The sequence below is a fragment of the Rhodanobacter humi genome (genome assembly GCF_041107455.1).
GTDB lineage: Bacteria > Pseudomonadota > Gammaproteobacteria > Xanthomonadales > Rhodanobacteraceae > Rhodanobacter_A.
This window is the reverse complement of sequence record NZ_JBGBPY010000001.1, coordinates 763,300-777,345: the sequence shown is the minus strand read 5'-3', so window position 1 is coordinate 777,345 and position 14,046 is coordinate 763,300. Positions and strand designations below refer to the sequence as shown.

Annotated in this window: 12 protein-coding genes; 6 read left to right on the top strand and 6 right to left on the bottom strand. The window is 68.1% G+C overall.

The window, feature by feature from the left end; all coding sequences use genetic code 11:
* Positions 1 to 123 precede the first annotated feature (123 nt).
* The 5 genes from sufC to AB7878_RS03645 all read left to right on the top strand — a co-directional run bounded on the left by sufC (position 124) and on the right by AB7878_RS03645 (position 5,322).
* Positions 124 to 891 carry a Fe-S cluster assembly ATPase SufC gene (gene sufC, locus AB7878_RS03665; RefSeq protein ID WP_369493055.1) on the top strand — a complete coding sequence of 256 codons (768 nt, stop codon included), beginning with the start codon at positions 124 to 126 and terminating at the stop codon, positions 889 to 891.
* Complete coding sequence (gene sufD, locus AB7878_RS03660; RefSeq protein WP_369493054.1) at positions 888 to 2,180, top strand: Fe-S cluster assembly protein SufD; 1,293 nt, start codon at positions 888 to 890, stop codon at positions 2,178 to 2,180. The genes sufC and sufD overlap by 4 nt, the downstream gene beginning before the upstream one ends.
* A 97-nt stretch (positions 2,181 to 2,277) precedes the next feature.
* On the top strand, positions 2,278 to 3,522 hold the full coding sequence (locus AB7878_RS03655; RefSeq protein ID WP_369495713.1) for a cysteine desulfurase: 1,245 nt from the start codon (positions 2,278 to 2,280) through the stop codon (positions 3,520 to 3,522).
* An 82-nt stretch (positions 3,523 to 3,604) separates the two neighbouring features.
* Complete coding sequence (gene yihG, locus AB7878_RS03650) at positions 3,605 to 4,492, top strand: 1-acylglycerol-3-phosphate O-acyltransferase, YihG family (protein WP_369493053.1); 888 nt, start codon at positions 3,605 to 3,607, stop codon at positions 4,490 to 4,492.
* 206 nt (positions 4,493 to 4,698) lie between these two features.
* Positions 4,699 to 5,322, top strand: a complete 624-nt coding sequence (locus AB7878_RS03645) for a sterol desaturase family protein (protein ID WP_369493052.1) — start codon at positions 4,699 to 4,701, stop codon at positions 5,320 to 5,322.
* A gap of 100 nt (positions 5,323 to 5,422) precedes the next feature.
* On the opposite strand, the gene lpxH is transcribed toward AB7878_RS03645, so the two are convergent.
* The 5 genes from lpxH to AB7878_RS03620 form a co-directional block, all read right to left on the bottom strand.
* Positions 5,423 to 6,151 carry a UDP-2,3-diacylglucosamine diphosphatase gene (lpxH, locus tag AB7878_RS03640; RefSeq protein WP_369493051.1) on the bottom strand — a complete coding sequence of 243 codons (729 nt, stop codon included), beginning with the start codon at positions 6,149 to 6,151 and terminating at the stop codon, positions 5,423 to 5,425.
* Positions 6,152 to 6,159: 8 nt separating this feature from the next.
* Positions 6,160 to 6,867, bottom strand: a complete 708-nt coding sequence (locus AB7878_RS03635) for a peptidylprolyl isomerase (RefSeq protein WP_369493050.1) — start codon at positions 6,865 to 6,867, stop codon at positions 6,160 to 6,162.
* A gap of 186 nt (positions 6,868 to 7,053) precedes the next feature.
* Positions 7,054 to 8,571, bottom strand: coding sequence for a Ppx/GppA phosphatase family protein (locus tag AB7878_RS03630; protein WP_369493049.1), 1,518 nt, complete (start codon positions 8,569 to 8,571; stop codon positions 7,054 to 7,056).
* A 285-nt stretch (positions 8,572 to 8,856) separates the two neighbouring features.
* A complete protein-coding gene (locus AB7878_RS03625) occupies positions 8,857 to 10,278 on the bottom strand; it encodes a hypothetical protein (protein WP_369493048.1) in 1,422 nt (473 codons plus the stop codon).
* Positions 10,259 to 10,534, bottom strand: coding sequence for a hypothetical protein (locus AB7878_RS03620; protein ID WP_369493047.1), 276 nt, complete (start codon positions 10,532 to 10,534; stop codon positions 10,259 to 10,261). Before AB7878_RS03620 ends, AB7878_RS03625 begins: the two co-directional genes overlap by 20 nt.
* A 440-nt stretch (positions 10,535 to 10,974) precedes the next feature.
* Between AB7878_RS03620 and AB7878_RS03615 the strand changes: the two genes are divergently transcribed.
* A complete protein-coding gene (locus tag AB7878_RS03615; RefSeq protein WP_369493046.1) occupies positions 10,975 to 11,898 on the top strand; it encodes a sulfotransferase in 924 nt (307 codons plus the stop codon).
* A gap of 48 nt (positions 11,899 to 11,946) precedes the next feature.
* On the opposite strand, the gene ppk1 is transcribed toward AB7878_RS03615, so the two are convergent.
* Positions 11,947 to 14,040 (bottom strand): polyphosphate kinase 1, encoded by a 2,094-nt coding sequence (ppk1, locus tag AB7878_RS03610; RefSeq protein WP_369493045.1) that lies wholly within the window; start codon positions 14,038 to 14,040, stop codon positions 11,947 to 11,949.
* Between the last annotated feature and the right edge of the window lie 6 nt (positions 14,041 to 14,046).

The window sequence follows — 14,046 nt, the reverse complement described above, 5'->3', positions numbered from 1 at the left end:
CCTCCGGGAGAAGGTGCCCGTAGGGCGGATGAGGGTACGGTCGGAGCGCGGTGTCTCGTTCCAGCCGAACCCTCACCCCAACCCCTCTCCCAAAGGGAGAGGGGCTCAAGACCAGGAACAGTCATGCTGAAAATCGAAAACCTGCACGCCCGCGTCGCGGGCAAGGAAATCCTCAAGGGCCTCTCGCTCAGCGTGAACGCGGGCGAGGTGCATGCCATCATGGGGCCGAACGGCGCGGGCAAGTCCACGCTGGGCAACGTGCTGTCCGGTCGCGACGGCTACGAGGTCACCGCCGGCAGCGTCACGTACAACGGCGTCGACCTGCTGGCGCTGGAGCCGGAGGCGCGCGCCGCCGCGGGCGTGTTCCTCGCGTTCCAGTACCCGGTGGAGATTCCCGGCGTCAACAACACCTACTTCCTGCGCGCGGCGTTGAATGCCCAGCGCAAGGTGCGCGGCGAGAAGGAGCTGGATTCCATGCAGTTCCTCAAGCTGGTGCGCGAGAAGCTCAAGGTGATGCAGATCTCCGATGAACTCTTGCACCGCGCGGTGAACGAGGGCTTCTCCGGCGGCGAGAAGAAACGCAACGAGATCTTCCAGATGGCGCTGCTGGAACCGAAGCTGGCGATCCTCGACGAGACCGACTCGGGCCTGGACATCGACGCGCTGAAGCAGGTGGCGCAGGGCGTCAACGCGCTGCGTTCGCCGGAGCGCTCGTTCCTGGTCATCACGCATTACCAGCGCCTGCTCGACTACATCGAGCCGGACTTCGTGCACGTGCTGGCCGGTGGCCGCATCGTGGAGAGCGGCGACAAGACGCTGGCGCTGAAGCTGGAAGAACATGGCTACGCTTGGGTGCGCGAGCACGGCGAGCCGGCTGGGGCGACGGCATGAGCCAGCCGGCCCCTGCGCCCTTCGTGGCGTCGCTGCTGGACGCGCCGCTGCCGGCTAGCGGCATCGCCTGGCTGGACGCGCTGCGCCGCGAACACCTCGCGGCGTTCGCCGCCGCCGGCTTGCCCGACACGCGCATGGAGGCATGGAAGTACACCGCGCTGCGTGCGCTGGGCCAGCGCCGCTATGTCAACGGCGATGCGCAGGCGGCGACGCGTGCGATCCACCCCGCCGCGTTCGCCTTGCCGGGCGTGGACGGGCCGCGGTTGGTCTTCGTCAACGGCGTGTTCCGCGCCGACCTTTCCGCGCTGGACGCGCTGCCGGCGGGCCTCGCGCTGCAGCCGCTGGCGCAGGCGCTGCGGCAGGATGCCGAGCCGCTGCGCTTCGTGCTGTCGCGCCACGAGCCGGAGCGGGGCGACGCCTTCGTGCGCCTCAATGCCGCGCTGGCCGCCGACGGCGTGGCGCTGAAGGTGGCGGCTGGCGCGAAGATCGTCGCGCCGGTGCACCTCGTGTTCCTCGGCGCGCCTGCCGAAGGCGAGCTGGCCTGGCATCTGCGCCACGTGATCGAGCTGGGCGAGGGCGCCGAGCTGGCGCTGGTGGAGCACCATGCCGCCGGTGGCGAGCAGCAACACCTGGGCACGGCGGTGGGCGATATCACGCTGCGCGATGGCGCGGTGTTGCATCACACGCTGTTCCAGAACGCTGCTGTCGGCAGCAACCTGATCCGCCGCAGCCGGCTGCACCTGGGCGCGCGGGCGCAAGCCAAGCTGCATGTGCTGGAACTGGGCGGCGCGCTGGTGCGCCACGAGTTGCGCGTCGAACTGGCCGGCGGCGGTGCACGCCTGGACACGCGAGGCGTGTTCATGCCGCGTGGTCGCCAGCACATCGACACCCAGCTGGCGATCCGCCATCAGGCGCTGAACACGGCGTCCGATTCCGTCTGGCGCGGCGTGGCCGACCAGCGCGGGCGAGGCGTGTTCCGCGGCGCGATCCTGGTGGCGCCCGGCGCCGACGGCAGCGACGCCAGTCTCAGCAACAAGAACCTGCTGCTGTCCGGCCAGGCCGAGATCGACACTAAGCCGGAGCTGGAGATCTACGCCGACGAGGTGAAGGCCGCGCACGGCGCCACCGTGGGCCAGCTCGACGAGCGCGCGCTGTTCTACCTGCGCTCGCGCGGCATCCCGCAGGCCGAGGCGCGCGCGCTGCTCACCGCCGCGTTCTGCCGCGCGGTGCTGGATGACTTGCCGAATGCGGCGCTGCGCGAACACCTCGCCGGCCTGCTGGCGGTGTAGGAGCGGTGTAGGAGCGGCTTCAGCCGCGATTCCCTCCCTTGCCGGTCGCGGCTGAAGCCGCTCCTACGGTGATGCCGAGACACGGAACCTATCGATGATGAACGCACAAGCCAACACATCCACCACCTTCGACGTCCAGCGCGTCCGCGCGGATTTCCCGCTGCTCGCGCGCACGGTGCACGGCAAGCCGCTGGTGTACCTCGACAACGCGAACACCAGCCAGAAACCGGGCCAGGTGATCGAGGCGGTGGATCGGCATTACCGCGAGCACAACGCCAACGTGTCGCGCGCGGTGCACCTGCTCGGCGAGGAGGCCACGGCAGCCTACGAGGGCGCGCGCGATGCGCTGGTGCGCTTCATCAATGCACCGTCGCGCAACGAGCTGGTGCTGACCTCGGGCACCACGCAGGCGGCGAACCTGGTGGCGTACAGCTTCGTGCTGCCGCGGCTCCAGCCCGGCGACGCGATCCTCACCACCACGATGGAGCATCACGCCAACATCGTGCCGTGGCAGATCGTGGCCGCGCGCGCGGGCGCCACGGTGAAGGCGGCGCCGATCTCCGCGAGCGGCGAGCTGATCGTGGAGGAGTTCGTCAAGCGACTCACGCCCGAGGTGAAGCTGGCCTGCGTGGGCCACGTCTCCAACGTGCTGGGCACGGTGAATCCCGTGCGCGAGCTGGCGAAGGAATGCCGCAAGCGCGGCATCCCGCTGTTCGTGGACGGCTCGCAGGCGGTGCCGCATCGCCCGGTGGACGTGCAGGCGCTGGGCTGCGACTTCTACGCGCTCACCGGCCACAAGATGCTGGCGCCCACCGGCACCGGCGCGCTGTGGGCGCGCAAGGAACACCTGGACGCGATGCCGCCGTTCTTCGGCGGTGGCGAGATGATCCGCGAGGTGAAGTTCTCCGGCACCACGTTCGCCGAGCCGCCGCATCGCTTCGAGGCGGGCACGCCGAACATCGCCGGTTTCGCCGGCGTGAGCGCCGCGATCGCCTACTACGATGCGCTGGGCTTCGAGGCGATCCGGGCCCACGAGCGCGCCCTGCTCGACCACGCCACCGCGCGATTGCGCGAGATCCCGGGCCTGCGCATCGTCGGCGAGGCAGCGGAGAAGGAGCCGGTGATCTCGTTCCTGATCGAGGGCGCACAGGCCACCGACCTCGCCACCCTGCTGGACCTGGAAGGCGTGGCGGTGCGCTCCGGCCACCACTGCGCGCACCCGCTGATGCAGTTCTACGGCGTGCCGGCCACGCTGCGCGCCTCGCTGGCGTTCTACAACACGCACGAGGAAGTCGATGCCTTCGTGGCGGCCCTGCTCAAGGTGCGCCGGTTGCTGCGTTGAGCTGCCGCCGCGATGCCCCGGCCATCCCGGGACACCGCCCCGGGCCGTTATGCTCGGGCTCTCGTCAGTCACAGGGTTTCCGATGCTTTCCTTTCTGCCCGGCCTGATCCGCGTGCCGCTGGTCATCCTGCTGCTCGTGCTCAACGTGCTGCTGCACGTGCTGCCGCTGTTCGCGCTCACCTTGCTCAAGCTGCTGCTGCCGTTGGCGGCATGGCGGCGCCTGTGCTCGCGCATGCTGGTCGCGATCGCGGAAAGCTGGATCGGCGTCAACAACGCGCTGTTCGAGCTGTTCACGCGCATCCGCTGGCAGGTGGATGGCCTGGACGGCTTGCGCCGCGACGCGAATTACCTGGTGCTGGCCAACCACCAGAGCTGGGTGGACATTCCGGTGCTGCAGAAGATCCTGAACCGGCGCGTCCCGTTCCTGCGCTTCTTCCTGAAGAGCCAGCTGATCTGGGTGCCGTTGATGGGGCCGGCTTGGTGGGCGCTGGATTTCCCGTTCATGAAGCGCTACTCGCGGGAAACCCTGGCGAAGCATCCCGAACTGCAGGGCAAGGACCGGGAGGTCACCCGCCGCGCTTGCGCGAAATTCAGCCAGTTGCCGGTGTCGGTGATGAACTTCGTCGAGGGCACCCGCTTCACGCCGGCCAAGCACGACGCGCAGGGCTCGTCCTACCGGCATTTGCTGCGGCCGCGGGCCGGCGGCGTGGCCTTCGTGCTGGATGCGATGGGCGACGGCCTGCAGGCCATCCTGGAGGTCGCCATCGTCTATCCCGGCGGTCCGTGCAGCCTGTCCGACCTGATCGCCGGGCGCCTGCGCGAGGTGCGGGTGAGCTTGCGCCAGCGCCTGATCGAGCCCGGCCTCCGCGGCGATTACGAGGGCGATGAGGCGTTCCGCCAGCGTTTCCAGGCCTGGATCAATGCCTTGTGGCGTGAGCAGGATGCACGGATCGGGCAACTGCTGGAATAATCGCGCCGATGCCGCGCGCGCGACTGAATACCGCGTGAGGCGGCAGAACCGGCGCCATGCCCGCCGTTGGACAGGGCGCGGTAAGCTTGCGCGGGCGGTGATGCCGCCGTGAAGGCAGCCATGGAACTGCCGTGGAAGCCGGTCGAAGGAGTAGAGGATGACGCTGGATAGAGGCCAGACAAACCGGATAGGCGCGAGGCTTGCCCATGGGTGAGGCGATGCGCCCGTCGACGGAATCGAGCGAGGTCCGCGGCCATGGCGTGCTGCAGGCCATCGCGCGGATGTCGTCCACCCGTGCGAATTACTGGGTGGGCCAGGCCGCCGATTTCGTGGTCAGTTTCGCCCTGCTCGGCGCGGCGCTCTGGGTAGACCACAACCGCCCGCTGCAAGCGGTGCTGGTGGTGCTGGTCGGCCTGTTCGTCTTCAGCTTCATCGAGTACGCCTTCCATCGCTGGCTGTTCCACGGGCCGGTGCCGCTGTTTGAGGAAGGCCATACCCTGCATCACGAGAAGCCGCTGGGCTTCGACTCGCTGCCGTTCTTCTTCCCGCCGGCGGTGATTCTGCTGCTCGCGGCGGTGCTGACCCTGGTGCTGCCCCTGGCGATCGCGCTGCTGCTCGCCGGGGCGATCGCGTTCGGCTACGCACTGTATGGCTTCAGCCACCTGATCATCCACCGTCGCCGCTTCAGCCATCCGCTGGCGCGCAAGTGGGCGGCGGTGCACCACGTGCACCACCACCATCCCGACAAGAACTACGGCGTCACCTCGCCGCTGTGGGATTTCCTGCTGGGCACGTGGTACGTGTCCAAGAGCAAGGTGAGGGTGCGCTGAGCGACGGCCGTCGTCGGCGAGAGCGTGTAGGAGCGGCTTCAGCCGCGACCGGCGCGAATCGCGGCTGAAGCCGCTCCTACGCCGCTCCTGCGGGCGTTTTTCAGCCTGTCGGCAGGCCGCGCAGCTCCACGCCGTCGGTGTCCACGCGCAACACCGAACCCTGTTCGTACCAGTCGCCCAGCACGATGCGCTCGGCGGGCTGGCCGTCGATCTTGAAATGATGGATCGCGGGGCGGTGGGTATGGCCGTGGATCAGCCGCGTCGTGCCGGCCTGGCGCATCGACTCGGCCACCGCGCCGGCATTGACGTCCATGATGGCTTCCATCGTGCTGCCGGTGTGGGCGCGGCTTTCCGCACGCGATTTCGCGGCGAAGGCGCGGCGCGCTTCCAGCGGCATGGCGAGGATCTGCGCCTTCCATTCCGGCGTGCGCACCTGCCTGCGCACCGTCTGGTAGGCCGTGTCGTCGGTGCACAGCACGTCGCCGTGCATCAGCAGAGTGGGGCGGCCGTGCAGCGTGTGCACGGTGCCGTCCTCCAGCAGCTCGAAGCCGGCGCGACGGGCGTAGTCCTCGCCGAGCAGGAAGTCGCGGTTGCCGACCATGAAGTAGACCGGCACGCCGGCCTCGCGCACGGCGCGGGTGGCGGTGGCGATGCGTTGTGGCAGCTCCGCATCGTCGTCGTCGCCGATCCAGGCCTCGACCAGGTCGCCGAGGATGTACAGCGCATCGGCGCGGCGTACCTCGTCGCTGGCGAGGTAGCGTTCGAACAGTGTGGTGATCTGCGGCCGGCTGTCGTCCAGGTGCAGGTCGGCGATGAACAGCGTGCCCATCAGCCGCCTCAGCCGCCGCTTACGGGCTTGCGGGCGCTGCGCTTCGCGGGCTTGGGCGTGGCGGCAGGTTCGGCTGGGGCGGGTGCGCTGGCCGCGGCGGCGGCGGGCGCGGCCTCGCCGATCACCTGGGCGCCCTCGATCACCACCAGCGGGTTGGGCACGTCGGCGGCGAACGGGCCGATGCCGCGGGTGGGCAGGGCGGCGATCTTGTCGACCACGTCCATGCCCTTGATGACCTTGCCGAACACCGCGTAACCCCAGGTGAGGCCGCTCTGGTTGCCCACGAAGTCCAGCCGGCGGTTGTCCACCAGGTTGATGAAGAACTGCGAGGTGCCGGAGTTCGGGTCGGCGCCGCGCGCCACCGCCACGGTGCCGCGCAGGTTGGACAGGCCGTTGTCCGCCTCGCTGGCGATCGCCGGACGGGTGCGCCGCGGTTGCAGCTCGCGCGTGTACAGGCCGCCCTGGAGCAGGTAGCCGGGGATCGCGCGGTGGAACACCGTGCCCGCGTAGAAACCGTCGCGCACGTACTGCAGGAAGTTCGCCACGCTCTTCGGCGCCTTGTCCGGATACAGCTCCAGCATGATGTCGCCCTGCGAAGTGTGCAGCAGCACTTCGGGATTGGCCGCGGCGGGCGCCGGCTTGGCATCTTGCGCCTGCAGCGCGGGTGCGAGCAGGACGGCGGTGAGGAGCAGCAGGGCGAGCTTGAGCTTGGGCATGGCGTCGAGCGTTCCGAAGTATCCGCGCATGATACGCGGCCACGTCGTTGTGTGGAGTTGAGAGGTTTTGTGAAGAGTGCGGCCATGGATGGCCGCTGGTGGCGCGAGAGCGGAGCGAGAGCTTGAAGCCTGCCGGCATCCGCACGCTACGGCGATTCCGGACGAATCGCACTAGTACCGCCTGAATCAAACCGCGGACAACTCCAGTTCCATCCCAAGCTCCGCCATCGGCGCCTGTTCCTGCTGCAGGTCGGCCTCGCTGAGCGGGTGCTGTTCCAGCCACGCCGCCGGCAATTGCAGGCGCAGCCGCTGGCGGGTGGCGGTGAGTTTCATGGGCGGCAGCGATTCGGCGCGGCGGCCGCGGCGGAACAGCACCGCGAGGCGCAGCAGCGCCGTGGTGTAGCGGGCCAGCTGGCGGTAGCGCTGGGGCAGTGTGGCGATCACCGCCTTGTCCGGCTTGCGCCGGTGCAGCTCGACCACGGCGGCGAGCAGTTGCTGCTCCTGCCGCGAGAAGCCGGCGAGGTCGGCGTGGCGCAGGATGTAGGCGCCGTGGTGGTGGTGCTGGCTGTGCGCGATGGCGAGGCCGATCTCGTGCACGCGCGCGGCCCAGGACAGCCATTCGCGCGCCTCGCCGTCCAGCTTCCAGGCCTTGGCCACCTGGTCGAACAGCTGCAGCGCGGTGGACTCCACCCGCCGCGCCTGGGCGCGGTCGACGCCGTAGCGGCTGGCCAGCGCGTCGATGCTGCCCGTGCGCGGGTCGCTGCCGGCGGCGCGGCCGAGCAGGTCCCACAGCAGGCCCTCGCGCATCGAGCTCTCGCACACGCGCATGCGCGCGATGCCCAGTGCCTCGAACGCGGCCTCGAAGATCACCACCGCGCCGGCGAGCACCGGCGTGCGTTCCTCCACCAGGCCGGGCAGCTTCAGCGCGGCGATCGTGCCCTGCGCGAGGATCGCGTCGCGCAGCCCGGCAAGCGCGGCGGGGGTGATGCCGTCGTCGCTGAGCTTCATCGCCTGCACCACCGCGCCGATCGCCTTGGCGCTGCCGGAGGAGCCGTAGGCATCCTGCCAGCCCGATTCGCGGTAGTCCTCGGCGAACTGCTGCAACAGCACGCCGATCTCGCCGCGCGCGCGCTGCCAGCGCTTGCGGTTGAGCTTGCCGCCGGGGAAGAAGCGCAGCGTGGAGGCGATGCAGCCGGCCTGCACGCTCTCGGTGTGCAGCGGCGCGAGGCCGCGGCCGATGATGAACTCGGTGCTGCCGCCGCCCACGTCCATCACCAGCCGCGGCTCGCGCGAGGCGGGCAGGTCGTGCGCGGCGCCGAGGAAGATCAGACGGCCTTCCTCGCGGCCGGACACCACTTCGATCGGATGGCCCAGCGCGGCCTCGGCGGCGCCAAGGAAGGCCTGCGGCGCGGCCAGCCGACGCACCGTGTTGGTGGCCACCGCACGCACCCGCTGCGAAGGCAGGCCGGCGATGCGCTGGCCGAAGCGCGCCAGGCAGTCCATCGCGCGGGCGCGGCGGTCGGCGTCCAGCGAACCGTCGCTGCGCAGGCCCGCGGCCATGCGCACGCTGTCGCGCAGACGGTCGATCACCCGTGGCTCGCCGTGCTCCATGCGCGCCACGATCAGGTGGAAGCTGTTCGAGCCCATGTCCACCGCGGCGAGCAGCTCGCCGTCGCGAATCGGGGTCTGGTCGGCTTGGCTCAAGCGCGGGTTCCTTGTCGGCGGAGATGTGTGCCGCGACGCACATCATGCCGCATCCGCACGCGGCATGACACGGCGCGCCCTGGGCAAGCCCGCCATGCCGCATGCTCGCGATTGAATCGGCGGTACCGTGGCGCTGCGACGAAAACCGGATGATCAGTGGTCCGTCCGTTCGGCGTCCCGACAAACAAGGGGCCAGCAACATACCCTCTCCGTAGGTAATGTCTGCTGGCCCCTCGATTCACCCTGCAGCGTGGCCAGGCCGCGCCGTCAACCCACGCTCAAGTGTCAGCGGCGGTGATCGTCGTCGTCACCGGGGGCGAACGACACGCCGCGCAGCACTTCACCGAACTTCGCACCGCGCAAGGTCACGAATGACTCCTTCGCGGCAGCGGTTGCCGTGGTGTTCTTCAAGTCGTCGCGGATCGCTACCAGCCGGTTCGGATCGGCACCGGTGTCGTCGTTGCCGCTCACCGTGGATGTCACGGCCCAGAGCGTGACTTTGCCGTCACGATCGACGCGACCGGTGATGTTGCGCAAGCCGTCGGTGGCGGGCGACCAGGGCAGGTTGGTGGCCGAGTTGGTCCCGATCGGATAGTCGCGCACCGTGTACGGCTTGCCCAGGCCCAGCCCGGCCTGCAACGTATAGGCGAGGTTCCAGCTCTGCGTCGCCGCATCGATTACCCATTTCTGCAGGCCGGCGGTGGTCTGCGCCGCGGCGTGCGTGTGCAAGTCCCTGCCGCCGGCGTAGCCATCGCCTTCGTCGGCCACATAAACAGTGTTGGCGTCGGCGAACCAGATGCCGAACGGATAGGCGACGGTCGTCGCCGTCTTGTTCGGCGTCGACGGGAAACCGGCCAGCACGCACATGTTGGTCGGCAGACCTGTCTTGGCCAGCGTGCTTGCGTCGTAGGGCAGCGGAGCGGAGGGCAGAGCGGCACCGGGCACCGGCACGCCCACGCCGTTGGGGCAGGCCTTGCCCATCGTATCCACGAAGTAGACCGTATTGATGCCGTTCCCGCCGCTGCCCTTGGTGTAATAGAGCACGTTGTTGAACACGGTCATGCCGCGGAAATTGTCGTCCTTGCCGATCTTGTCGGCCTTCTGCCCCAATGCGGTCAGCGAGAAGCTGGCTACCGGCATGCTGACGCCAGGCGTCTGCAATACCTCCGGCAGCGACACCGGTGTGATGAACTGCGCGCCGGCGCCCAGCACGACGCCCTCTGGCTGCGGGTTGCTGCCGTTGCCCGCATTGCCAGCCGTGTAGAAATAATGGGCATCGCCGCGATCATTGAGGATGGCGGCGCGCCCGTTGTTGCCGCTGTAGGCATTGGTTTCCGTGAAGCTGAAGCGACCATGGCGATCCACCGTCGCCACCGCACGATGGAAATTCTGGCCATCCGGGTTGGTGGGGTCGACGGCGCCGGCAGTGTTCGAGTTGGACACGTCGAGTGCATTGACGGGGGCGACATAGCCCATGAACGTCAGGTACTTGTGATCCAGCGACAGATTCAAGGCCAGCTCCGACTTGGAGCTGAAGCTGGTGACCAGTTGGCCCGCCATCGCGGTGGGCAGGGAACTGTTGGGTACCTCCAGCGAGTTGATCAGCCAGCCGTCGGGAGTCAGCTGATCCAGGAAGATTCGCGCCGTGATGCCGAAACTGCCGTCGTAGAGATCGTTGTTCCAGACATTAGGGATAGCTGCCGTCATAGGGAGCGCCGGTTGCTGCACCGCAGCCGCCAGTGGTGTTTGCGCAGTTCGGCGCAAGGATGGTGCCGACAGCAATGTTGCTGCTCTTGTTGTCGTAAACGCTGCGACTTACCACCAGATTACCGGGCAGAAACTGAAAGCCGTGTCCGTGCGAATAATCGTCGGCACTGGCGATGCCGCTGACAGCAAGTGCGCCAATCACCATGACAGCCACGATGCGCTGGCGGAAGGAGTGGCCGAGCAGAAGCTTCGTCATATGGAGTGTCCTTGGGTAGGGCCGGATGAGCGCCGGACAGGGGCCGGAGCGCGTCCACGCTACGCGTGGGCAATGAACGATTCTTGACAAAATGCCGCGCAAGAAACTGCGCAAGGCATGGGCGCAAGCGTGACGCCCACGCCTGCTGCGACGGGTGGACTGGAGCCTGCGACGAGGGCAAGGGTCACGGGGAGTTGCCGCTGTCCGCTGGGTCACTCCGCATGCGGCATTCCTGGCGCAAGGGCTGATGTGCAAGCGCGAGCCTAGGCTGATCGCACAGGGTTTTGTGCAGTGGAGTCGACGATGGCGAGCGGCCGATGGAGATCTCCGATCCGGAAGAACCTGCGCCGTGCGTCCTGATTTCCGCAGTCACGGCGGAGCGGTACCATGGCCGCGTTTGCGGATGGTCATCAGACATCGCCTTTGCGCGGAGTTCGAGCATGATCCACGACAGGCCGACGCCAAACCTCTTCATGGTCGGGGCGCCGAAATGCGGCACGACGTCGATGTATCACTACTTGCGTCAGCATCCGCAGATATTTTTCCCGTTCGACGATGCGAAGCTCGGGCGGGCCAAAGAGCCTCATTACTTCTGCCCGGAGCTCGAAATCGGCGAGCGGGATTCGATCAAGGACGAAGGCGAATACCTCGATCTGTATCGCGGCAGCGAGTATGCCAAGTGGCGTGGCGATGCTTCGGTGTTGTACCTGTTCAGCGAGCAGGCGGCGTCGCGAATCAAGCAGTTCTGCCCCGACGCGCGGATACTGATCATGCTGCGTCCGCCGGTCGAGCAGATGCATTCGCGACACGCCCACTGCATTCGTCATATCACCGCGCGCGAGGACATCACCGATTTCTACGAGGCGATCGCGGCCGGCGAAGACCGCCGGAACGGTTTGCGGATCCCGCCGCACACGACCATTCCGAAGTGTCTCGATTATTTTTCCGTCGCGCGCTTCGCACCGCAGGTAGAGCGCTATTTCGATACCTTTGGCCGCGATGCGATGAAGGTGGTTCTTCTGGAGGACATGGTCGCTGCGCCGAAAGAGACTTATCGTCAGCTGCTCGCGTTTCTGCAGGTCGACGATTCGTTCGCGCCGGAGTTCCGTGCCTACAACGAAGCGCCCGCCCAAACCCCGCTTGAGCGCGCGGTGCATCGTGTTTACCGCAACAGCGCAGTCAAGCGTGTGGTTCAGGCCATTGCGCCTTACCAGGCAAGGCGGCGGGTATTGAACGGCATCCGCGTGTTGGCGCGGGGCAGGAAGCAACGGTTGCCGCGCGACGAGGAGCTGTACCAGCGTTGCCGCCCGGATGTAGAGCGGCTGGCCCGGTTGCTCGAACGGGATTTGTCGCACTGGCTGTAGTGAAACGAGGCGAGAACAAGGTGATGGAGCCTGGACTCCGTCCCTGTTTCACGGGCACAGTTTGTCCAGCAGCGCCTGCTGCGCGCTGTAGGGTGCGTGGCGGCCCGGGGTGGCGCGGGTGTAGCGGCCGTCGCTGTCCAGGAGCCAGGCTTGGGTGTTGTCGGCGAGGCCGTTGGCGAGGGTTTCCGCGTACACGCGCGCGGCGAGTTCGGGGTCGCGGATGGGGAAGGCGATTTCGATGCGGCGCATCAGGTTGCGCTCCATCCAGTCGGCGCTGGCGCAGTAGAGCTCCGGCGCGCCATCGTTGCCGAACCAGTACACGCGGCTGTGTTCGAGAAAGCGGCCGACGATGGAGCGCACGCGGATGCGTTCCGAGACGCCGGGCAGGCCGGGGCGCAGGGTGCAGGCGCCGCGCACGATCAGGTCGATCTCCACGCCGGCCTGCGAGGCGCGGTACAGCGCCTCGATCACGTGCGCCTCGTTGAGCGCGTTGAGCTTGGCCACGATGCGCGCGGGGCGGCCGGCACGGGCCAGTTCCGTCTCCCGCTCGATGCGTTCCATCACGCCGGTGTAGAGCGTGAACGGCGAATGCAGCAGGCGCTTCAGCGCGATGCGCGGACCCAGGCCCGAGAGCTGCTGGAACACCTTGTGCAGGTCTTCGCCGATCTCGGGATCGGCGGTCATCAGGCCGATGTCGGTGTAGGTGCGGCTGTTGATCTGGTGGTAGTTGCCGGTGGAGAGGTGGGCGTAGCGGCGCAGCGTGTCATCCTCGCGGCGCACGATCAGCATCATCTTGGCGTGGGTCTTGTAGCCCACCACGCCGTACACCACCTGCACGCCGGCCTCCTGCAGGCGCGTGGCGAGGCGGATGTTGGCCTCTTCGTCGAAGCGCGCGCGCAGTTCGATCACCACGGTGACGTCCTTGCCGTGGCGCGCCGCCTCTACCAGCAGATCCACCAGCGGGGTGTCCTCGCCGGCACGGTACAGCGTCTGCTTGATCGCCAGCACCTGTGGATCGGTGCTGGCCTGGCGCAGCAGGTCGATCACCGCGGCGAAGCTCTGGTAGGGGTGGTGCAGCAGCACGTCGCGCTGGGCGATCAGCTCGAACTTGTCGCGGCCGGTCTCCAGCCCCGCCGGCAGTTGCGGCGTGAAGCGCGGGTACTTCAGCTCGGGGCGGTCCACCCAGTCGCAGATCAGCCCGGCGCGGATGATGTTGACCGGGCCGTCGCAGCGGTAGACGTCGGCCTCTTCCAGCTGGAAGTTCTGCGTCAGCATCGCGGTGATCGCCTGCGGGCAGTCGGTGGCGATTTCCAGCCGCACCGGCCGCGCGTAGCCGCGCCCGACCAGCTCCTCGCTGAGCGCGCGGGCGAGGTTGTCCACCTCGGCCTCCTCCACCATCAGCTCGCTGTTGCGGGTGACCCGGAACTGGTAGGAGCCGACCACCTTGAAGCCGGGGAACATCAGGTCGACGAAGGCCTGCAGCAGCTCGGCGAGGAACACGAAGTGCTCGCCTTCGCCGCACACCTCGGCGGGCAGGCGGATGATCCGGGGCAGCGAGCGCGGCGCACGCACCAGCGCCATGTGGCCCTCGTGGCCGAATGCGTCGCGGCCCTTCAGCACCACCGCGATGTTCAGCGTCTTGTTGAGGATGCGCGGGAACGGATGCGCCGGGTCCAGCCCCAGCGGCGACAGCACCGGCAGCACTTCGTGCTCGAAATAGCCTTGCAGCCAGCGCCGCTGGCGCGGAGTCCACTGCTTGCGGGTGAGGATGTGGATACGCTCCGCATCCAGCTGCGGACGCAGCTCCTGCTGCCAGATCTGGTACTGCTCGGCGACCAGCTCCAGCACGCGGGCGCGGATGCGCGCCAGCAGCTCCGGCGGCGACAGGCCGTCCGGCCCCGGCGCGGCCGAGCCGTAGGCGTGGTGGTGCTTGAGCATCGCCACGCGCACCTCGAAGAACTCGTCGAGGTTGTTCGCCACGATGCTGAGGAAGCGCAGCCGTTCCAGCAGCGGCACCGCGTCGTCGCGGGCCATCGCCAGCACGCGGAAGTTGAACTCCAGCGCGGCCAGCTCGCGGCTGAGGAAGAGCTCGGGTGCGGCGAGGTCGGGGTGTGCGGGCGCTTGGGCGACGGGGCGTGACATGCGTGC

Bases quoted from the DNA above. Each gene is read 5' to 3' on its own strand.
- AB7878_RS03615 (WP_369493046.1), top strand. From the start codon at position 10,975: ATGATCCACGACAGGCCGACGCCAAACCTCTTCATGGTCGGGGCGCCG.
- AB7878_RS03645 (WP_369493052.1), top strand. From the start codon at position 4,699: ATGGGTGAGGCGATGCGCCCGTCGACGGAATCGAGCGAGGTCCGCGGC.
- lpxH (WP_369493051.1), bottom strand. From the start codon at position 6,151: ATGGGCACGCTGTTCATCGCCGACCTGCACCTGGACGACAGCCGGCCG.
- AB7878_RS03635 (WP_369493050.1), bottom strand. From the start codon at position 6,867: ATGCCCAAGCTCAAGCTCGCCCTGCTGCTCCTCACCGCCGTCCTGCTC.
- sufD (WP_369493054.1), top strand. From the start codon at position 888: ATGAGCCAGCCGGCCCCTGCGCCCTTCGTGGCGTCGCTGCTGGACGCG.
- yihG (WP_369493053.1), top strand. From the start codon at position 3,605: ATGCTTTCCTTTCTGCCCGGCCTGATCCGCGTGCCGCTGGTCATCCTG.
- AB7878_RS03625 (WP_369493048.1), bottom strand. From the start codon at position 10,278: ATGACGGCAGCTATCCCTAATGTCTGGAACAACGATCTCTACGACGGC.
- sufC (WP_369493055.1), top strand. From the start codon at position 124: ATGCTGAAAATCGAAAACCTGCACGCCCGCGTCGCGGGCAAGGAAATC.
- AB7878_RS03620 (WP_369493047.1), bottom strand. From the start codon at position 10,534: ATGACGAAGCTTCTGCTCGGCCACTCCTTCCGCCAGCGCATCGTGGCT.
- AB7878_RS03655 (WP_369495713.1), top strand. From the start codon at position 2,278: ATGAACGCACAAGCCAACACATCCACCACCTTCGACGTCCAGCGCGTC.
- ppk1 (WP_369493045.1), bottom strand. From the start codon at position 14,040: ATGTCACGCCCCGTCGCCCAAGCGCCCGCACACCCCGACCTCGCCGCA.